The sequence below is a fragment of the Ferrithrix thermotolerans DSM 19514 genome, from assembly GCF_900128965.1.
GTDB classification, from domain to species: domain Bacteria; phylum Actinomycetota; class Acidimicrobiia; order Acidimicrobiales; family Acidimicrobiaceae; genus Ferrithrix; species Ferrithrix thermotolerans.
In genome coordinates this window covers 1-20071 of record NZ_FQUL01000031.1, presented here as the reverse complement: position 1 = coordinate 20071, position 20071 = coordinate 1, and the positions used below count along the sequence as shown (strand labels likewise).

Annotated in this window: 16 protein-coding genes and 4 pseudogenes; 15 read left to right on the top strand and 5 right to left on the bottom strand. The window is 50.4% G+C overall.

What is annotated here, in order from left to right; all coding sequences use genetic code 11:
* Positions 1-20 precede the first annotated feature (20 nt).
* Positions 21-731, bottom strand: a complete 711-nt coding sequence (locus BUA24_RS09145) for a GNAT family N-acetyltransferase (protein WP_072791618.1) — start codon at positions 729-731, stop codon at positions 21-23.
* A gap of 98 nt (positions 732-829) precedes the next feature.
* On the opposite strand from BUA24_RS09145, the gene BUA24_RS09140 reads away from it, so the two are divergent.
* Both BUA24_RS09140 and BUA24_RS09135 read left to right on the top strand, forming a co-directional pair.
* A complete protein-coding gene (locus BUA24_RS09140) occupies positions 830-1873 on the top strand; it encodes a histone deacetylase family protein (RefSeq protein WP_218587458.1) in 1044 nt (347 codons plus the stop codon).
* A 148-nt stretch (positions 1874-2021) separates the two neighbouring features.
* A complete protein-coding gene (locus BUA24_RS09135) occupies positions 2022-3425 on the top strand; it encodes a CCA tRNA nucleotidyltransferase (protein ID WP_072791612.1) in 1404 nt (467 codons plus the stop codon).
* A gap of 109 nt (positions 3426-3534) precedes the next feature.
* On the opposite strand, the gene BUA24_RS09130 is transcribed toward BUA24_RS09135, so the two are convergent.
* Entirely contained in the window at positions 3535-4611 is a 1077-nt protein-coding gene (locus BUA24_RS09130) for an inositol-3-phosphate synthase (RefSeq protein ID WP_072791610.1), read from the bottom strand.
* Positions 4612-4659: 48 nt separating this feature from the next.
* A complete protein-coding gene (locus BUA24_RS09125; RefSeq protein ID WP_072791608.1) occupies positions 4660-5289 on the bottom strand; it encodes a PadR family transcriptional regulator in 630 nt (209 codons plus the stop codon).
* A 170-nt stretch (positions 5290-5459) separates the two neighbouring features.
* Between BUA24_RS09125 and BUA24_RS09120 the strand changes: the two genes are divergently transcribed.
* The 6 genes and pseudogenes from BUA24_RS09120 to dnaB all read left to right on the top strand — a co-directional run bounded on the left by BUA24_RS09120 (position 5460) and on the right by dnaB (position 9543).
* Positions 5460-5855: a DUF5318 family protein gene (locus BUA24_RS09120; RefSeq protein ID WP_178138779.1), complete on the top strand. Its 396-nt coding sequence runs from the start codon at positions 5460-5462 to the stop codon at positions 5853-5855.
* 117 nt (positions 5856-5972) lie between these two features.
* Positions 5973-6302: a 30S ribosomal protein S6 gene (rpsF, locus tag BUA24_RS09115; RefSeq protein ID WP_072791602.1), complete on the top strand. Its 330-nt coding sequence runs from the start codon at positions 5973-5975 to the stop codon at positions 6300-6302.
* A 42-nt stretch (positions 6303-6344) separates the two neighbouring features.
* Positions 6345-6788, top strand: a complete 444-nt coding sequence (ssb, locus tag BUA24_RS09110; protein ID WP_072791600.1) for a single-stranded DNA-binding protein — start codon at positions 6345-6347, stop codon at positions 6786-6788.
* Positions 6788-7045: pseudogene (gene rpsR / locus BUA24_RS11965) on the top strand (30S ribosomal protein S18); the annotation flags it as partial. The gene ssb and the pseudogene rpsR, both read left to right, overlap by 1 nt.
* Before the next feature lie 134 nt (positions 7046-7179).
* Positions 7180-7626 (top strand): 50S ribosomal protein L9, encoded by a 447-nt coding sequence (gene rplI / locus BUA24_RS09100; RefSeq protein ID WP_072791599.1) that lies wholly within the window; start codon positions 7180-7182, stop codon positions 7624-7626.
* A 42-nt stretch (positions 7627-7668) separates the two neighbouring features.
* On the top strand, positions 7669-9543 hold the full coding sequence (gene dnaB / locus BUA24_RS09095; RefSeq protein ID WP_084660380.1) for a replicative DNA helicase: 1875 nt from the start codon (positions 7669-7671) through the stop codon (positions 9541-9543).
* Positions 9544-9557: 14 nt separating this feature from the next.
* Here the strand turns inward: dnaB and BUA24_RS09090 are convergent, their stop codons facing one another.
* A complete protein-coding gene (locus BUA24_RS09090; protein WP_245790405.1) occupies positions 9558-10742 on the bottom strand; it encodes a CaiB/BaiF CoA transferase family protein in 1185 nt (394 codons plus the stop codon).
* Positions 10743-10979: 237 nt separating this feature from the next.
* Here BUA24_RS09090 and BUA24_RS13445 point away from each other — a divergent pair, with 237 nt between their 5' ends.
* The 6 genes and pseudogenes from BUA24_RS13445 to BUA24_RS09065 all read left to right on the top strand — a co-directional run bounded on the left by BUA24_RS13445 (position 10980) and on the right by BUA24_RS09065 (position 17141).
* Positions 10980-11048 carry a hypothetical protein gene (locus BUA24_RS13445; RefSeq protein ID WP_419187303.1) on the top strand — a complete coding sequence of 23 codons (69 nt, stop codon included), beginning with the start codon at positions 10980-10982 and terminating at the stop codon, positions 11046-11048.
* A pseudogene (gene kdpA / locus BUA24_RS09085) lies at positions 11048-12721 on the top strand (potassium-transporting ATPase subunit KdpA). Before BUA24_RS13445 ends, kdpA begins: the two are co-directional and overlap by 1 nt.
* Positions 12722-14721, top strand: a pseudogene (gene kdpB / locus BUA24_RS13440) (potassium-transporting ATPase subunit KdpB).
* A 45-nt stretch (positions 14722-14766) separates the two neighbouring features.
* Entirely contained in the window at positions 14767-15297 is a 531-nt protein-coding gene (locus tag BUA24_RS09075; protein ID WP_072791597.1) for a potassium-transporting ATPase subunit C, read from the top strand.
* A gap of 411 nt (positions 15298-15708) precedes the next feature.
* Positions 15709-16497, top strand: coding sequence for a class I SAM-dependent methyltransferase (locus tag BUA24_RS09070; protein ID WP_072791595.1), 789 nt, complete (start codon positions 15709-15711; stop codon positions 16495-16497).
* Between the two features lie 134 nt (positions 16498-16631).
* Entirely contained in the window at positions 16632-17141 is a 510-nt protein-coding gene (locus tag BUA24_RS09065) for a methylated-DNA--[protein]-cysteine S-methyltransferase (RefSeq protein WP_272867300.1), read from the top strand.
* A 264-nt stretch (positions 17142-17405) separates the two neighbouring features.
* Here BUA24_RS09065 and BUA24_RS09060 read toward each other — a convergent pair whose 3' ends face one another.
* Positions 17406-19157: an ABC-F family ATP-binding cassette domain-containing protein gene (locus tag BUA24_RS09060; RefSeq protein WP_084660379.1), complete on the bottom strand. Its 1752-nt coding sequence runs from the start codon at positions 19155-19157 to the stop codon at positions 17406-17408.
* A 354-nt stretch (positions 19158-19511) separates the two neighbouring features.
* On the opposite strand from BUA24_RS09060, the pseudogene BUA24_RS09055 reads away from it, so the two are divergent.
* A pseudogene (locus BUA24_RS09055) lies at positions 19512-20071 on the top strand (IS607 family transposase); the annotation flags it as partial.

The window sequence follows — 20071 nt, the reverse complement described above, 5'->3', positions numbered from 1 at the left end:
CGCTTTGATCACCTTTTTGTTTAGTTTGGAGATACTGAGCACTGATACAGCGACAAGCCTCGTCTTTGGAGATTAAATCCAAGTTTTAGATAGAGAGATAAGGCCTTGGCGTTAGTAACTTGGGTATTTACGCTCACTTTCTGCGCTCGCCAGCGTTTTAGCCAGTGGAAACCATCGGACACTAATGCGGTGGCACCTCCCGAGCGTTGTCGCAGAGGTGTTACAGCGATTCTCTGAAGGTAGCCCGCTCCCGAGCCTTGGCCAAAGATTGCGTAGCCCAATACCTCTGAAGGGTTATGTCTGTGCGTTAGGACTCGATATCGAGACCTGGGTGTAGCTAAAATAGCCTCTTCGATACCCTGAGGATCCAGCTGCCAGAACGGTTCAAAGCACTGGTGATCTATCTCAAGTACCGATTCGATGTCTGAGGGTCGAGCGCGTCGCACCGATAAGTCTGTAACGGGTTCCGGGAACGGAATCTTTAGGTCCCACGCAACTAGTACATGTAATCTGTCTCTCTCTTCAAAGCCCATACGCTTGAATGTAGTTTCGGAAAGGTCATCGGAAGACTGCCACAACAACCTTTCGTACCCTGATCGTGAGGCGATCTGTCGAATTGTAGAAAGGGGCTCCTCTGTTAGAAGGTGAAGGAGGCTCCCCATCCTGGCAGAGACAAGACATGACTCAACCTCCCCGGGCCAAGGGGATACTCTAACATCTATTCCATCCACGCTGAAGTTCAGCGCCTTCCTTTGTCGAGGGATGTAGTTGGTCGCTATAGAGATAAGGCTAGCGAACTTTTTGGGGGACTCGTAATAAGATCATGTTCGTGGTGGTTTTAATCGGTACACACGCCCAGTATCTTGAGCACGACTCTGGTACCTTCCATCCTGAGTCTCCATCTCGCATCACTGCTGTATTGGAGGGCGTGCGACGAGCTGGTCTTGAAGATCAGTTGAGATTCTTTACGCCCACCGAGGCAGACCCCGGGAGTCTTGAGGCCGTTCACGCGCAGGAGTACCTCATCAATCTGCAGCGATTCTGTGTCATGGGTGGTGGCGCAATCGATTCAGACACCACAGTTTCAGATCAGTCCTTTAGGGCTGCTGTATTGGCGGCTGGGGCTGGACTCGATGCCATCAAAAAGCTTCAAGCTGGAGAGGCTGACAGTGCATTTCTCGTGGTGAGACCACCAGGTCATCACGCCACATCGAGTACAGCAATGGGGTTCTGTCTGATAAACAACGTAGCCGTCTCGGTTGCCCACCTCGTTTCACAGGGAAACAAGGTTGCGGTGATAGACTTCGATGCTCATCACGGAAATGGAACGCAGGACGTCTTCTACCAGAGTGACAAGGTCTTGTATGTATCGACACATCAACACCCCCTTTACCCCGGTACGGGAAGAGTACAGGAACTTGGAGCTGAAGATGGATTTGGATACACCGTGAATCTTCCAGTTCCTGAAGGCTCGTCGGGTGAGACTGTTCGCGCCGCTCTTGAGATCGTTGCGCAGCCCGTCATTGAGCTGTTTTCACCCGATTGGATTGTAATATCGGCTGGCTTTGATGGACACTACAAAGATCCCTTGACCAATCTTGGGTTGACGGCAAAGGACTTCTACGAGATGACTAGTTGGGCCACGTCTTTTGTTCGCAAAGGCCACACGCTTGTGTTCCTAGAAGGCGGTTACGACCTTGATGCCTTGCGTGACTCCACGACTGCGACTCTAGGTGCTCTGGCTGGTGAACTGATATTACCCAAGGAAGACGAAGTACGGGGTAAGGTTTCCCATGAAACGGTCGAGTCTCTAGCAGAGTCCCGAAAGAGGGCCTTAGGAGACAGGGATCCTTATCTTGGGACGAAGCACTAAAGCTAGTGAAGATGGGTGCCGATCAAAGGCTTTGAAGTATTCTGAGAGATCGGTAGTAGCCAGCCCGAGAATCGGAGGTCAACACGTTTAGTCTTATTCGAGAACGGGTAGGTTGTAGATACCTCCTACGCAAGGTAGATGAGCGGCTATGAGTAGTGTAGAAGTGATCGATAACCTCAACAAAGAACTTGACCCACTTAGAGACGGGTTTGAGCAGGCAGGACGGCGGCTGTATCTCGTTGGTGGAGTTGTAAGGGATATTCTGCTCGGTGCGCTTGATCAAAACGTTGCCGATGTTGACCTCACTACCGATGCCACGCCAGAAGAGATTGAAAGTATTGTTTCACCAGTAGCTGACAATTTGTGGCTTGTTGGAAAGCGCTTTGGAACTATCTCTTTAGAGATCGGCATGCGCAAGATCGAGATTACGACACACAGGGCTGAGTCTTACGAGAGTTCCTCGCGCAAACCCTCCGTCAACTTCTCGAAGTCGATAGATGAAGATCTGTCTAGACGTGACTTCACCATAAATGCCATGGCAATCGAGTTAACCGGTATCGATTCAAAGCTGATAGACCCTTTCGGCGGACTACGCAATCTCTTAGAACGAAAGCTAAAGACGCCAGGTCGAGCCGAGGACAGCTTCAGCGACGATCCGTTGCGTATGCTTAGAGCTGCTCGCTTCGTAGCACGATTTGGGCTTGAGCCTGATAAAGATATTTTGGATGCTGCGGGTGAACTAAAAGGCAGGCTTAGTGTTGTATCTCCCGAGCGAATCAGGGAGGAGCTTTCTAAGCTGTTGGTTCTTCCAGATCCCACCTCCGGGCTGTGGTTCCTGATTGACACAGGAGTGATGGGGGAGTTTCTTCCTGAGATTCCAGCCTTGGCTTTGGAGCAAGATCCCGTGCACCGGCACAAAGACGTTTTAGCTCACACCGTGGCTGTAGTCTCTAAGACTTCGCCTGATCTAATCCTTCGAATGGCTGCACTTTTGCACGATATCGGGAAGCCTAAGACAAGAGAGATCACTCCAAACGGTGTTTCGTTCCACTTTCACGATGTAGTTGGAGCTCGAATGGCGCGAAAGCGTCTTTTGGCACTAAAGTATTCAAGCAACGAGATAGATGCGATCTGCAAACTGGTGGAGTTACATTTAAGGTTCCACACATACAAGGCTGGGTGGAACGATAAAGCAGTAAGACGCTATGTCAGAGATGCCGGCCCCTTGTACGAGAGACTTAACGAACTGACTCTCGCCGATGTGACTACTCGGGATAAGAACAAGGTGAAGTTTTTCCATCAAAAGATGGAGGAACTCCAAGAGCGAGTGAAGATTCTCTCAGAACAGGAAGAGCTGGCCTCCATTCGCCCTGAACTTGACGGTAATGAGGTGATGGAGATACTTGGTATCGGCCCCTCTAAAGATGTGGGAGACGCGATGGACTTCCTCTTAGAGATCCGTCTCGATGAGGGAATCATCGGTAAGGACGCAGCGAAGGAACGCCTACAGAGGTGGTGGAGAACGAGGCCGATCACTACAAAGGTTTCTTAGGGTATGCCACCTTTTGGTATTTCCGCTGCTAGCTAAGATACTTTCAATCCATCATGTAATAAAGCCCACGATCGCATGGGAGATCGTGGGCTTTTTGTGGCGAATTCTACTAGGCGATCTCGCCTAGATGAAACTTCTCAACCATCTCTCTCGCTTCATTGTCACGATATTGAACCGGGGGTGACTTCATGAAGTATGCTGAGGGTCCGAGTAAAGGTCCTCCGATGCCACGATCTAGGGCGATCTTTGCACATCGCAGGGCGTCTATTATGACACCAGCGGAGTTGGGCGAATCCCATACCTCGAGCTTTAGCTCAACGTTCAATGGAACGTCTCCAAAGTTGCGGCCTTCGAGTCTGATATATGCCCACTTTCTGTCCTCCAACCAAGCCACATGATCGGATGGACCAATGTGAACATTGTTCGATTCGATTCCGTGATCGATCTGACTGGTCACACTCTGAGTCTTAGAGATCTTTTTGGACTCTAGTCGCTCCCGCTCCAACATATTCATGAAGTCCATGTTGCCTCCGACGTTTAGTTGGTAGGTGCGGTCAAGGACGAGACCTCTGTCTTCAAATAGCCGGGCAAGCATGCGGTGTACGATAGTTGCTCCGACCTGAGACTTGATATCGTCACCCACAATGGGAATGTTCTTGTCCTCAAACTTTTGTGCCCACTCTGGGTCAGAGGCAATAAAGACTGGAATAGCGTTCACGAAGGCTACTCCAGCCTCTAGCGCTGCCTCTGCGTAGAACTTCTGTGCATTCTCTGACCCCACTGGCAGGTAGGACACGAGTACCTCGGCCCCGCTTCGACGCAGTTCCTCGGCTACGTCCACTGGCTCAAGCGGAGACTCCTCAACCACTTGGCGGTAGTACTTGCCAAGTCCATCGAGTGTCGGTCCACGCTTGACCTCAACGCCTATCTCGCCAACGTTCGCAAACTTGATCGTATTATTCTTCGAGCTGAATATAGCCTTAGACAGATCTTCGCCAACTTTGGCGGCGTCGACATCGAAGGCTGCAACAAACTCAACATCGCCCACGTGGTATCCACCTAAGTTGACGTGCATCAGTCCTGGGACTTCTTCCGTGGGATCTGCATCTTTATAGTACTGTACCCCCTGCACCAAAGAGCTGGAGCAGTTCCCAATCCCGGCTAGTGCCACCTTTATTTTTCCCATATTTACTTACCTTTCTACTAATCTCGCTAGGGTCAACTAGTTTTTAGCTCATCTACGGACACTGCTATCGCCCTCTTCGGACTCCGAGAGATCCTTGCAAATTCCCTCTAGCCAGCTCAACTCTTCAGTAAGACGGAGGTAAATCCCCTGCAAGGCCAAGCTTCGCATAGTTGAACCCGAGAGGAGTTCGTTCTCCTTTAGCTCCTTCATTCTTTCTTCTAAGGCGTAGATACGTCTGTTGGCTATTGAGAGCCTTCGGTTCGGACTGAGTCGGTCGGAGAACGCCAAGGCTACCCAAAACGCCCGGTCGTCAGTTACGTCCATTCCTGATAGAAGGTCGTGGAGGAGCTGGGCGCCACGGTCAGTGATTCTGTAAGACTTTCTCTGTCGCTTGGGTGGTTGCTCCTTGCGATGGCTTGACTTGAAGGTAGCCAGATCGCCGCCTAAAGATCCGGTTGAAGCTAGTAGCGATCGAAGCTTTGGTTCTTCGGAGGTTTCGATGTACCCCTGTCTTTCCAGACGGGAGAGAGCGGGATAGATAGACCCCCATGAAGGATGAAATAGCGTTCCAAAGGCTGAGACGATCCTTCTTTGAAGTTCATAGCCGTGTTGTGGATTCTCAGTCAAAAGGCCTAAGACGGCCGCTTCGAGATACTGAGTGTTTCCATTGGATCGCATAGTATCTACATACTATATCGAATAGTTATACTTTCAGGTACTATTTTTCGATAGTCTAAAAGTAACGTTGACCGACAGAGACCTTCTCTACCACTGCATAACGCAATGTAGTCCATCACCTTTTTGTGCAACCTATTGCTGTTTTATCAAACTGTGGTAGCCTTTTAGAGGTGGATAAAGTTCGCACAAAAAGTCAGGAATCGGGGGGGTCGAAATGGATCGGCACCATCGACCACAGGCTGATGCGCGAAAACACTATTAGGAACTATCGTATGGGCAGAGCGAGCCGAGAAGAGATCTGCGATGCCACTGACGAACTAATCAGGGTAGCAGAACACTTTGGAGAGTTGGCGGCAATGCCCTGTCCGATCTGTGGTTCGTCAAAGCTCGTGTACGTTGATTTTGCATTTGGTTCAAAACTTCCTTCCTCTGGCCAGGTCGTAGCAGAAGGTACCCTACTCAATCTGTCAGGAAGAGTAGGGGATTTTGACACTTACCAGGTAGAGGTTTGTAAGGACTGTCTCTGGAATCACTTAGTGCAAAAGCAGACTCCCAATCGCGACTGAGGCCTTGTACTTTTGCGGTAGGGAGTGACGATGGCATCCGCTAGATTATAAGGACTTAGATCCTGCTCGGGTTGAGCCCTATTCCAATGTTTGGAATAGGTCCATAGGAGGTTTACGTTGCGCGTATATGAAATTGTAGTGATCTTGGACTCCTCTTTAGAGGATGATCAGATCGACGAGTACCTTTCAAGGATTGACGCTGTGGTGTCGTCTAACGAGGGTGGTGTCTTGGGAAACGAGCGGTGGGGTCGTAGACGCTTTAGTTACGAGATCAATCACCGAAGTGAAGGCTACTACGTTATCGTCCGTGTTCAAGGTGTCCCAGCCACAGTTGCTGAACTTGACAGGACTCTTTCCATCTCAGATGAGGTAATTCGTCATAAGGTGATCCGACTTCCTGAAAAGGTAGCGGTCAAGTACCTCCAGAGTGCATCGGCGTCTGCCTAGTAACTTTGTAAGTGCCACTGCAAGTGGGGAAAGAGTTATCGTATGTCTAATGGGAATTCAGTCACCATAGTTGGTAACGTTGTCAAAGAGCCAGAGCTCAGATTTACTAGTCAAGGGGTTGCCTCAGCTACGTTCTCGGTAGCGGTTAACCGAAGATGGCAAGCTCCACAGTCTCAGGAATGGGAAGAAGCTACGTCATTCTTTGACGTCACATGCTGGCGCGAGTTGGCGGAGAACGTTAGTGAGTCTTTAGAGCGAGGTTCTAGAGTTTTGGTAACTGGACGTCTGGAGCAAAGAACCTGGGAGACTCCCGGAGGCGAGAAGCGTTCACGGGTAAACATCGTCGCAGACGAGGTTGGCCTGTCTCTTAGGTGGGCGACGGGGTCGGTCGTCAAAAATGAACGAAGGTCAGGTGGCAGAGATGTTTCTCAAGAGTCGAGAGAGTCAACCACCGTTGGTTACAACTACGAAGAGGATCCTTTTTAATGGGTAAAAATACAGATAAAAACGCGCGAAGAAATGCGGTAAAGGAACAGACGAAAAAGGTTCGCAAGAAGGTATGCACCTTCTGTGCTCGTCATGAGGTTTGGATTGACTATAAAGATACCGACACCCTAAAGCGGTATATGAGTGATCGCGGTAAGATTCGGGCACGAAGAGTAACGGGGAACTGCGTTCAACACCAGAGTGACATCGCAGTAGCGATTAAGACAGCACGAGAGTTAGCTCTGTTACCCTACACCGAGCGAACACCAGCAGAGCGAAGCAGATCCCGCTCTGCGGTCAAGACAGAGGTCGAAGAAACTCCCTACGAGGAGCCCTCTTACGACGATGTGTTCGTCGAGGAAGAGGACGACGATGCGGGCGAGGAGGAACAGTGAAAGTAGTTTTGCGTAGCGATATAGTCGGGCTCGGCAAACGTGGAGATATTGTTGCGGTGGCTGACGGATACGCCAGGAACTACCTGGTCCCTAAGGGTAAGGCGATAGTTGCTACGAAGGGTATAGTGGATCAAGCTAACGCCATGCGCAACGCAAGAGATTTGCGGGATCAAAGAGCCAAGGCAGCGGCTGAAGAATTAGCAGCAAAGTTAGTTGGAATCTCCTTGACTATCAAGGCAAAGACGTCGAAGGACGATAAACTTTTTGGTTCCGTTGGAGTTGCTGAGATTCTGCATGCACTGAAGGAGCAAAGTGGAATCGAACTTGATCGCAAGGTGGTACACCTGGAGGAACCTATCAAGGTGACAGGTGCTCACCAGGTTCCTGTTAAGTTGCACCCTGAGGTTGAGATCCACCTAGCCGTGGAGGTTCTTCCGGAGTAAGACGCATTTAAGTCGTCTGTTGCAAGGGGAGGAATTTGTCCTTTGGCTAAGGATCCCGTAAACAGGGATGTAGACTCCAGTCGTCTAGAAGGCATTTTAGGTAGAGTAGCTCCTCACTCGATAGAGGCTGAAGAGTCGCTATTAGGAGCGATGATGCTCTCACGTGAGGCCGTAGCGGAAGCCGTTGAGATAGTTAGAGAAGGCGACTTCTTCAAGCCCTCGCACGGTTATATCTTCAAAGCCTTGGCCACCCTTCATGCTGAAGGTGGGCCTAACGACGTGGTGAGCGTGGCTGAGGAGCTGCGACGTAGTGGACACTTCGAAGTGGTGGGTGGTTTAGAGGCGTTGATTGCCCTACAGGCCTCTACGCCAGCCATAGGATCAGCGGCCAGGTACGCGCAGCTTGTTGAGGAGTACTCGCTTTTGAGGAAGCTCATCAAGGTGGCGACCGACATAGCTGAACTTGCCTACTCTTTACCTTCGGATGTGGCCTCAGCTGTAGATCTTGCTGAGGCCAAAATATTTGAGGTAGCGGAACATAGATCTTCTGAGACGATGCATCCTCTTCGAGATGTCTTGATCCAAACCCTCGATGACTTAGAGGCCCTTTACGGACGAGAAGAGGGAGTCACCGGGCTGCCGACTGGCTTTGTTGATCTCGATGAGATTCTCTCTGGACTTCATCCCTCAAACCTACTGATTGTTGGCGCGCGTCCTGGTATGGGTAAGACCTCTTTTGCGCTTGGTCTCGGTGTGAACGTGGCAAAGAAGGCTGGGCTTCCGGTTTTGATGTTCTCCCTAGAGATGAGTCACTTGGAGCTTACCCAAAGACTCGTGGCGGCTGAGGCTAGGGTTGACTCGACTCGTCTACGTAGTGGAAGACTACAGGATCGTGACTGGGAGAAGATTCACGGAGCGATAAGCCGTCTGGCGGAGGCAAAGATCTATATTGACGACGACCCTAACCTAACGGTTATGGACATTCGAGCTCGAGCTCGTAGGCTTAAAGCACGGGAGGGGCTCGGACTGGTAATAGTGGACTACCTGCAGCTAATGTCAGGGCGGAGAAACGTAGAGTCCCGACAGGTTGAGGTGTCTGAGATCTCTAGAGGTCTGAAGATTCTTGCACGGGAACTCAATGTGCCGGTTGTGGCTCTGTCTCAGCTCTCTCGTAACTTGGAGGCTCGTGCCGATAAACGACCGCAACTCGCCGACCTCAGGGAGTCTGGCTGTCTTTCTGGCGAGACCCTTATACGTCTCGCTGACGGCACTGAAGCAAGAGTTCTTGATCTTTGGAGGAACGGTAGATACGAGGTGGAGCTTCTGTCTTTCGACGACGAAACGGCTCTATCCCAGGCAGCGAGATCGTCTTCGGTATTTATGACAGGCGTGAAGGAGACCTACAGGATCGACACCCTCTCAGGACTGTCTGTGAGAGCAACGAAAAACCACAAGTTCTTTACTCCAAGAGGTTGGCTTCGATTAGATGAGATGACTATCGGAGATGTTATCTATAAGGTGAGTGATTCAAGTCAAGGCGGTTTGGGCTCTCAAAGCTCTAGAGCGGTTGCTGTGGGAAATAAAGGTTCTCTGGCCCTCGCAGATAAAGTGACTCTAAGCAGGCTTGCCGAAGATGTAATAGTTAATGTTTCATTCTTCGGAGTTGAGCCTGTTTTTGATGTATCTGTTCCGAAGACTCATAGCTTTGTTGCCAACGGATTTGCGGTACACAACTCCCTCGAGCAAGATGCAGACGTCGTCATGTTTATCTACAGGGATGAGGTATATACTCCAGATACTCACGATAAAGGTACAGCGGAGATTATCGTGGCCAAACACAGAAGCGGTCCTACTGGGACTGTGTATCTTGCGTTCCTGAACAGCTATACCTTATTTGCCAACATGGCATCGATGTAGCGTCGCTAGCAGCGTCAATCCCTTGTCTCATCTTTGTCCAAAGAGTTTAGCCAAGCGCGAACAGTTTCACCGTCTTGGTTCGGTTTCGGGGGAGTTCTCCTATAAGTAACTTTGGTTCTCGAAAATGAGATAGGGCTTGCCACGGTTGGTATTTCTTTCCCCCTTTCATCGAATTGACGCACAATCGGATCGAGTCCTAGTTCTGAGGCTAGTGAGATTCCCTGGGCGATTGTATTGATGGGCCCACAAGGTACTTTGTAGGTGTTTAACGTCTTTGCCCACTCATAAGCGCTTTGCTTAGAGAGAAGTTCCTCTATGCGGAGTTTGAGCTTGTCTCTGTTGACGACGCGTGCTTCATTTGTCAAGTAGAGAGGATTTTTTGCAAGAGAGGGATCACCTAACGCATCGCAAAGTCTTTCGAACTGAGTGTCGTTTCCGATCGCAATTACGAGTAAACCGTCGCTGGTTTGAAACGGCTCGTAGGGAAAGAGACTCGGATGTGCGTTTCCCATTCTCGACGGTACTACGCCTGTTGCAACATATGACTCAGTCTGGTTGACCATCGCCGCTAGTGCTGCCGATAGAAGGCTTACCGACACGCGTTGGCCGGTACCTGTGCGATGCCTGAGATCAAGTGCAGCCAGTATTCCAACGGCTAGGTGGAGACCACAGATTACATCGACTATGGCGACTCCACTTTTGAAAGGAGGACCTTCCTTGGGTCCTGTTATGCTCATGAGACCCGATGTAGCTTGCGCAACTAGATCGTATCCAGGTAACTCCCTGCCACCGTCCTCACCGAAACCCGTTATGGTTCCGTATATGACGGAAGGGTTATCCTGTGCGACCTGTTCATATCCAAGCCCGAAACGCTCTAGAGTTCCAGGCATGTAGTTCTCGATCATGACGTCGCAGTTTTTTGCAAGTAGTCTTGCAAGATGAAGATCCTTCGGATCTTTAAAGTCCAAGACGACCGAGCGTTTGTTGCGATTTACCGAAAGAAAATAGGTTGATTCTCCGTCAAGCACTGGGGGTTTCCATCTTCTCGTGTCGTCGCCTTGTGGCGACTCCACCTTTATAACCTCGGCGCCCAGATCGCCCAGCATCATAGTGGTGTATGGACCTGCTAGTACCCTGCTGAAGTCTGCCACGACCAGTCCCGATAATGGTCCAACTTCTGAAGAAGAGTCGTTCAACACAGGTAGAGCTTATCGTGGATCCGCTCGTCGATGGACGACGTTTGTTTGTCGACTTTTGCGTTAACCATTTATTGATTTATAAAGGTTGACTATTTACGACAAATTAATTACCTGCTTTTTAGCATCGATCCTATGGCAGACATTCTCGTTGTGGTCGGATCGGTGGACTCTTCTTGCTAATGCTGGTTGTGGTAGAGGCTTTAGAGAGGGCGTGAATTTGTACTGACGAATGTAATCTTGTTTGTTATAGCCTTTGTGGTGTTTATCTACCTCTGGGTTTCTCTGTTTAAACCGGAGTGGTTCTGATGTACGCAACCTTGGAGATAGCGGCTCTATTTGCAGCGCTAGGGATTACCTGGCGATATCTAGGTTCCTATATGGCAGATGTCCACACCGGAAAGACAAGGTGGCTTGCTTTCTTGGAACGCCCGACCTACAGAGTCCTCGGCGTTGATCAAAAGGCGGAGCAAACCTGGAAGCGTTATGCTGCTTCGCTCTTAATTTTCTCTCTTGTATCGCTCCTTCTAACCTATGGAATTCTACGCCTGCAGAACCTCTTGCCCTTTAATCCAGCCCACATGAAGACTGTGACACCCGCACTCGCTTTCAATACAGCTGTTTCGTTTCTAATCAATACCAACTGGCAGAACTACGCCGGTGAGCAGACCATGTGATACTTCTCACAGATGGCGGCTCTGGCGGTTCAACAGTTCGTAAGCGCGGCTGTAGGTATAGCGGTTGCCATCGCCTTGATTAGAGGTTTTACAGGACGCTCGTCAGCGACGATCGGAAACTTCTGGACTGACCTTGTGCGAGGAGTTCTGTACATACTTCTACCAGTAGCAGCTGTAGCTACCGTGATATTTGTAGGCGAGGGCGCCCTTCAGACGCTTGCAGGCTCGGTTACGATCCACGATACCTTGAACAACGTCACTCAGACCATACCCCGTGGTCCGGTGGCGTCCATGGAGGCGATCAAGCAGCTAGGCACCAACGGTGGAGGGTATTTCAGCGGCAACGGAGCGACTCCGTTTGAGAATCCGACTCCCCTTACCAACCTTCTCTCTGTGTATTTGATTTTGTCGATACCCGTTGCACTTACTTATACCTTTGGCAAGATGGTCGGAAACGTACGCCAGGGAGTTGCCCTTCTTGGGGTGATGGCCTTTTTCTTCGTTTCGTGGACAGCGATAACGATTGCAGCTGAGCACGGCAGTAATCCAGCTCTAGCTGCGGCAGGGTTCCATGCATCTCAAAGTGTGGGCAATATGGTGGGCAAAGAGTCTCGATTTGGGGTCTCAAGTTCCTCTCTTTATAACGTCTCCTCCACTTAGACCTCCACCGGTTCGGTTGATTCTTCCATGGACTCCTACACGCCCTTAGGCGGAATGATGATGCTTTCGGGGATGATGCTCGGCGAGGTTATTCCGGGAGGAGTTGGATCAGGTACCTATACAGTCTTGCTATTTGCTATCGTAACGGTCTTCATCGCCGGACTTATGGTTGGGCGCACGCCTGTGTATCTCGGCAAAAAGATTCAGGCAAAAGAGATGAAGTTGGCGAGCTTGGGCGAATCTATAATGCCAATTACAGTACTTAGCCTAACTGGTATTGCGATGTTGGTACCTTCAGCTACCTCGGCCGTCCTTAACAAAGGTCCACACGGTTTCACGTCCCAAGCCAATAACAATGGATCAGCCTTCGCCGGTCTGTCTTCTAACACCGCCTTCTACAACATTGTAGGTGCTATAGCGATGGGACTTGGTCGATTCGGCGTGATCGTGCCGGCTTTGGCGCTGGCAGGAACACTTGCAGGCAAAGGATTGGTTCCTGCCACGTCTGGTACCTTTATAACTGACAGTGTAATCTTTGGAACCTTGTTGATCGGTGTGATATTGGTGGTTGGAGCACTTACCTTCTTTCCAGCACTTGCGCTAGGTCCCTTGGCAGAGCTCTTTGCTCATGGGGGGTTGTTTTAGATGTCGGCGGCTTTAGAAGAAAAGTCCGAGACTATTCATGGGATTCCTAAACCTAGGGGTCTATTCGACCGGGAGGTTATCGTCCCGGCACTCAGGGATTCGATTCTCAAACTTAATCCCAAACAGCAGGTTAAGAACCCGGTCATGTTCGTTGTCCCAATTGGGACTCTGGTCTCACTATATGAAGCGATAGTGCACGGATCCCTGTTTACTTGGAGTATTACTTCCTGGCTTGCACTTACAGTTGTCTTTGCAAACTTTGCTGAGGCGGTCGCAGAAGGTCGGGGAAAGGCACAAGCCGACACCCTTCGACGAATGCGGGCAGACTCTAATGCTAGAAAGCTTCTTGAGGATGGGACCGAGACTGAGGTGGCGGCTGCTGAACTGAAAAAGGGAGATTTGGTTATCTGCGAAGCCGGCGACATAATACCGTCGGACGGTGAGATCGTCGAGGGGGTCGCCTCGGTGGATGAATCGGCCATTACCGGAGAGTCGGCTCCCGTTATTAGAGAGTCAGGTGGCGACCGCTCGGCGGTGACCGGAGGTACCAAGGTGCTCTCTGACCGGATCGTTGTTCGAATAACGGCAGAACGAGGGGACACCTTTTTGGACAGGATGATAGGACTCGTGGAGGGAGCGAACCGGTAGAAGACTCCTAATGAGATCGCCCTCACCATCCTGCTCTGACAATAATCTTTATTCCAATTGTGGTTGCGATTGATTCATTCGCCTTTTACTCTCACAGCCAGGTCTCTATAGTCATTTTGGTGGCTTTGCTGGTTTGTCTCATTCCTACGACTATTGGAGCTCTGCTCTCGGCTATTGGAATAGCAGGTATGGATCGTCTGGTACAGCGTAACGTTCTAGCTATGTCTGGAAGAGCGGTAGAGGTGGCTGGAGACGTGCAAACGTTGCTACTAGACAAGACGGGCATGATAACACAGGGTAACCGTATGGCATCGGCTTTTTATCCTCTAGGTGAGGTTACCGAACAGGAGCTGGCCGAGGCTGCCCAGCTTGCATCCTTAGCTGATGAGACTCCGGAGGGACGCTCAATCGTGGTTCTAGCGAAAGAACGGTTTAATATCAGAGAGAGGGATCTCGGTTCACGCTATAACTTTGTTCCCTTTACTGCGCGGACAAGAATGTCTGGCATAGACCTTGATTGCCGTATGGTGAGAAAGGGAGCAACAGATGCCGTGAAGAACTGGGTTCTATCTCTTGGTGGGACGGTGTCTGAGGAGCTCGACGAGATAAGCGACCGTCTTGCTCGAGAGGGAAGGACGCCGCTGGCGGTCTCTGATGGCGACCGCCTTCTTGGTGTCGTTGAGCTGAAGGACACGATTAAGCAGGGGATTCGTGAAAAGTTCGAGGAACTGCGCGCATTGGGTATTAGAACTGTGATGATAACAGGAGATAATCCCTTAACTGCAGCCGCGATTGCTTCAGAGGCTGGTGTTGACGACTTTATGGCCGAAGCCACTTCAGAGGCAAAGATGGCTCTTATCCTAAAATAATAAGAAGGTGGCAAGCTGGTAGCTATGACTGGGGACGGTACCAACGATGCTCCGGCTTTAGCCCAAGCTGACGTAGGTGTGGCCATGAACAGTGGTACCACAGCAGCCAAAGAAGCCAGCAATATGGTGGACTTAGACTCAAGTCCCACAAAGCTCATTGATATCGTTGAGATCGGAAAGCAGCTGTTGATTACAAGGGGAGCGCTTACAACTTTCTCAATAGCGAACGATGTCGCCAAGTACTTTGCGATTATTCCAGCTCTTTTTGTTAGCCGCTATAAAGGACTTGAAGCTCTGAACATCATGAAGCTCCACAGCCCTACGAGTGCCGTTCTATCGGCCGTCTTTAATGCGCTCATAATCATTGCCCTCATACCACTGGCTCTTCGGGGCGTGCAGTTCAGACCAGCCACGTCGTCTGCGTTGCTTCGGCGCAACGTTCTCATATACGGTGTCGGAGGACTGATTCTACCCTTCATCTGAATAAAGATCATCGACTTGATTATTACAACCCTGGGGGTTTACTAAATGATTAAACAGCTAATGAGGTCGGTTGTGATGTCGGTAATATTTTTGGTCTTTCTTGGACTTGTCTACCCTTTAGCCGAGACTGGAGTTGCCCAAGCCCTATTCCCGCAACAGGCCAACGGATCACTTACAAAGTATGGATCTCTTGAGGTGGGTCAACAATGGGGAGGCGCACGTGTTTTTCATGGGAGACTGGATCCTTACAACCCTAGAGCCACAGGTGGCTCAAACCTTGAGCTAACCTCCCAAGAGCTCGTTGTTAAAACCCGCAAGGCGATAGCTATGTGGCACCGTCTCGGAGTTAATCCCACTGAAGAGCTCGTAACAAACTCCGGTAGTGGTGTCGACCCAGATATCTCCATTCAGTCAGCAATGGTTCAAATTCCTATGATCGCTAAGGCGCGCAGAATCTCTGCTGCGACACTAAAACGCCTCGTCGAAAGCCAGGTCATACATAGGCAGTTGGGGTTTTTGGGAGAGAACTACCTAAACGTGCTTCAACTAAATGTTGCCCTGTCGAAGCTTAGGTAGTGTTACCTTGAACTTAGACCCAACTTAGGCCACCTTGGCACAACTTCATATGTCTTTTAGAGATAGCAAGACATGTCAAATAGTGTTGGGGCAAAAAACATACCCATAGACGGGGTTGGTGTTCATTGTCAGTGAAATGCTAGATGTGTTCTAACGACGAGCGCGTGACAGTCAACTTTCCTCCGGGGTGGTAGCTGGGCAAAGTAAAGCTGGAGGTAGCTCTAAATAGGCCTACCATACGTCTAGTCTGTCGAGACGGTTTAGGTGGATCTACTCGATGTCTCGATGTCTTCGAACAATGATTAGCCGGGGAGGAAGGAGAGGGTAGTCCTACGTCACTTGCGTCGCCTTGTTCGGGGATCTGGAACCTGGTGAGGCAAGAACGCTGTTGGTCTACTCTATAATCGTACAATGGACAAAGCTAAACTCCAAGCCAGAGTCGATGAGATTCAGTGGTGTCACTCGATCAATCTCGGAGACGGAATAGTCACCCCAGGGCTAAGCAAAACCAAACCCTTATCCGATTGGGAGCTTCCAAATCTTTCAGGTAAGTCGGTTTTGGATATAGGCGCTTGGGACGGGCTCAACTCCTTCTTGGCGGAGCAGAAAGGGGCTAGTCGAGTGGTTGCTTTGGATCACTACGCTTGGGGTGTAGACATGGCTAGAAGAAATGTCTACTGGGATGAATGCAGGAAGAATAAGAGGTTTCCTGACTACCGGCTCGATGAGACGCTGTTTTGGGATGCTTCTCTTCCGGGCAAGGCGGGTTTCGACCTGGCCAAAGAGGTTCTTGGCTCCAAGGTAGAGTCAAAGGTAGGAGACTTCATGAAGCTGACAGCCGAAGAGGTTGGAGTCTTTGATGTTGTATTTTTTCTTGGCGTCCTCTATCACCTAAGAGACCCTCTGGGCGCGCTAGAGAAGGTTAGATCCTTCACAAAAGAAGTTGCGGTTATTGAAACATCTGCAGTAGTTGTCCCAGGACATGAGGGAGAGTCCCTGATTCGTTACTATCCAGCGGACGAGCTCGAAGGGGACTTCGGTAACTACTTCGGACCGTCGGAAGAAGCGTTATCTTCGATGCTAAAGAGCGTTGGGTTTTCAAGAACGATGACGGTAGTTGGTCCATCCAAGGTCAAGACCTCCATATTTAGGAAGAGTGCAACTCAGATCTATCGTCTATTGGTTCACGCTTTTGTCTAGACAATAAAGTATGGCTTGTCAGCCTAGAGAAACTGCGAGAGTTACAAGCGCTGAGGGATGCTTCGTCTCTTTAGAGGTCGATGCCTAAAGGTATTATTTGAACTTCCAGTCGTTGATCTTTATAGAGTGAGGTGTTGATCGTTATTAACGAAGGCGTTTCCTATGCGTGGTGGTCTAGTCCTGTGGGAAAGGTGATGATGTCGGCGACAGGTGGTCGATTGACTGGAGTTCACTTTGTCGACGCCATTGAACGGTGTGCTCGTCCTCTCAATGACGCAGACGAAGAGCTCCTAGCTAGGACTCAAAAACAACTGTGGGAGTACTTCGATGGCGAACGCAAGGATTTCGATCTCCCTCTTAGTCCTAGGGGTACAGAGTTTCAACTCAGAGTGTGGAATGCGTTACGGATGATTCCTTACGGTTGTACCTTGAGCTATGAGGAGCTTGCAAGACACTGTGGGAATACCAAGGCCGCCCGTGCAGTGGGCATGGCGAATAACAAGAATCCTATAAGTATTGTGGTCCCTTGTCATCGGGTAATAGGGGCAGATGGTTCATTGAAAGGTTACAGCGGAGGTGTGGACAAAAAGAGATCTCTGCTCGACCTTGAGGCCGGATTTGTGCATCGTATCAAACGGAGCTAGAGCATTAAATACCACGTAATTTGGTGTCCGTTAAGGTGATTTACCTTACGGGTGTGGTTCTATCGTTGAGCAGCCCCAAGTCCAGCGGGCAACGTAAGAACTAGCCTGGGGATGTGTGACCATTAAACAGATCTCCTAGATAACTTCACTTTTGCTTCAGAGTAAGACGATATAAGTTGAGTCCAGGAAATAAATTGTGGAAGATGGGTTACAAGAAGGGCCAAGTAGAAGTGTCGTCTCATGTTTTGTGAGTGACCTTTAGGTTTAGTATTGTCCGTAGCCTTCTATCTCTTCGAGGGTCTTCAGCCATCGGTCTTCGACCTCTGTAAGATCACTTTGCAGGGAGGTTAGTTCGTTTCCTAACCTGGCTAGCGCGATGTGGTCGGTCATCTCGTTGAACTGAATCAGCATACTGTCTCTCTTGGCTGTCAACTCTGCTATCTGCCGGTCTAGCTTGGAGAGCTGAAACTGCAGGGTGCTGAGGGATTTCCGAGCCTTTGTTCGTTGTGGCGGCCGTGACTTGGACGACGATGGATCTTTACCTTTAGGGTCGGAATCTTTAATGTTGATAGCTTGAGAAAGCCACGTAGCAAGCCCTCCGGAGATCTCTCTTACCTTGCCGTCTTGGCATGCAACGACTCTCGTAGTAATCCTCTCGAGGAAACTACGGTCGTGACTTACCGTTACAAGGGTTCCCGGCCAGTCTTCTAGGTACTCTTCTAACGAACGAAGGGTATCAAGATCAAGATCGTTTGTCGGTTCATCTAAGAGGAGGACGTTTGGCCGTTGTGCAAGCACCCTTAGCAACTGCAGTCGTCTTCTTTCTCCTCCGGAGAGGGTGCCGACCCGTGCCCACGGTAACTCTCCACCGAACCAGAAGCTCTCCAGGAGTCGTTTGTCGGAAGGGCTGAGCGTCGTGCCTCTATGTCCGGATACCACCTCGATGACCCGAAGGCTGCTATCGATCTCTGTCTCTATCTGTGTGTAGTAGCCGACCTCGACTGTCGATCCAAACTCTATGGTGCCCTGTGATGGACGTAGTCTTCCTGCGAGCAGCTCAAGTAGTGTCGTCTTGCCTGAGCCGTTTCTGCCAACGATCCCAAGTCTCTCAAATGGTGTAAGTCTAAGGGTGAATCTCTCAAGAAGCGGTTTATCTTCTCCATTGTGCTGAAAGACTACCTCTACAGCCTCGATGACCTTTGTGCCGAGTCTGGGTGTATCGTACGTCAGATCCAAAGCCGTGGATCTTGTGGGAGGCTCAGACTTACTCTCTAGCAGTTTTCTAGCTGCATCGATACGGGCCTGAGGCTTTCTCGTCCTTGCCTTTACTCCGCGACGGAGCCACGCAAGTTCGCGACGTGCAAGATTTTTACGGACAGCTTCAGTGACTAAGGAGCGTTCTTCACGCTCCGCAACAGCTGCCAGATAGGTAGCGTATCCACCCTCGTGCGTGTAACTGCGACCTCGGTCAAGTTCTAAAATACGGGTCGTGACTTTGTCTAGAAGGTAACGGTCGTGAGTTACCACGACAACTCCGCCGTTGAACTTGGCGAGGTACGACTCTAACCAGGTGATTGCCGCTAGGTCCAGATGGTTCGTCGGCTCATCCAAAATCAAAAGGTCCGCTTCTTTTAGAAGGACAGCTGCTAGGGCGACCCGCTTGGCCTGACCTCCCGATAGTTCTGTGCTTCGGCGCTCGATAAACCTCGACATGCCCAGTCGATCTAAAATTGCCTGTCCTTGCCAAGTGTTACCTACCAATTCAGCCACGGTTTTGTCTGGAAGTGTTCCGGCTTGATCTAGATAGGCAACGCGCAAGTCAGAAGATCGGTGGACCTTTCCGCTCTCGGGTGGTTCCTGGCCAGCTAGCACTCTGAGCAGTGATGACTTGCCTGTTCCGTTTATGCCTACTACTCCAAGCTTGTCTTTGTCAGTAACGGTGACGGAGAGATCGCTAAATAGCACCCTGTCCGACCGTGATAGAGCTATTTTTTGAGCGTCTACAAGAATGGCCAAGTTCGACCTCTGTTCTCCTCTGCGTCTTTTTGCATGTGGGTAATACTGTCTGGGAATTGTGCGAGTTGTAGCCCTAAAGTAACAGTAGAAACCTTGAACACTTTCGAACCTTGCGCCTCTACTCCGAAGGTCTCAGTGTTACTCCTACTTTAGATCCGAAAGACTGAGTGCCCTCTTTCCAGTCCGAATCTATATGTCTCCTTATCTCGTAACTCAGATCTTTGTACCTTTTAAGCCTAGGTCCGAGCCCTTCTTAACTTGCCGCCCGACACCTTATCAACGCTACAAAGCTTTGAACTCTGACCTTCAAGGGGTAGCAACTGTTGGTAATCCAGCATGCTATACCATGCAATGGTGAACCTTCGTGAGTGGTCGCTTGCCCAAGGCATCCATCCCCAAACCGCCTACCGTTGGCATCGCGAAGGCAAGCTCCCGGTTCCTGCTCTCAAGATGGGCAAGCTCATTTTAGTTGGTGACCTAGAAACATCAACGGCACCTAGCCCCCGTCGCACGGTCGTCTATGCCCGAGTCTCCTCTGCCGACCAGCGCACGGATCTCGACCGCCAGGTGGCAAGGATCGTGGCCTGGGCGACGGAGCACGGCTACTTGGTAGATCAGGTGGTGACCGAGGTCGGCTATGTCCTCAATGGTCACAGACAAAGGTTTCTTTCTTTGTTGTATGACAAAGAAGTAGACACGATCCTGGTAGAGCACCGGGACCGGTTCTGTCGCTTTGGAGCGAAGTACGTCGAGGCAGCGCTTAAGGCCGAGGGCCGTCGCCTGGTCGTGGTGGACCCCTCCGAGGTGGACGACGACCTCGTGTAAGATGCCACGGAGCTGCTCACTTCGCTGTGCGCCCGTCTCTACGGACACCACTTGGCAGCCAACCGAGCCAGACGTGCGGTCGAAGTGGC

Coding starts and splice junctions, on each gene's coding strand:
- BUA24_RS09135 (WP_072791612.1), top strand. CDS start 2,022: ATGAGTAGTGTAGAAGTGATCGATAACCTCAACAAAGAACTTGACCCA.
- BUA24_RS09130 (WP_072791610.1), bottom strand. CDS start 4,611: ATGGGAAAAATAAAGGTGGCACTAGCCGGGATTGGGAACTGCTCCAGC.
- BUA24_RS09125 (WP_072791608.1), bottom strand. CDS start 5,289: ATGCGATCCAATGGAAACACTCAGTATCTCGAAGCGGCCGTCTTAGGC.
- ssb (WP_072791600.1), top strand. CDS start 6,345: ATGTCTAATGGGAATTCAGTCACCATAGTTGGTAACGTTGTCAAAGAG.
- BUA24_RS09075 (WP_072791597.1), top strand. CDS start 14,767: ATGATTAAACAGCTAATGAGGTCGGTTGTGATGTCGGTAATATTTTTG.
- BUA24_RS09070 (WP_072791595.1), top strand. CDS start 15,709: ATGGACAAAGCTAAACTCCAAGCCAGAGTCGATGAGATTCAGTGGTGT.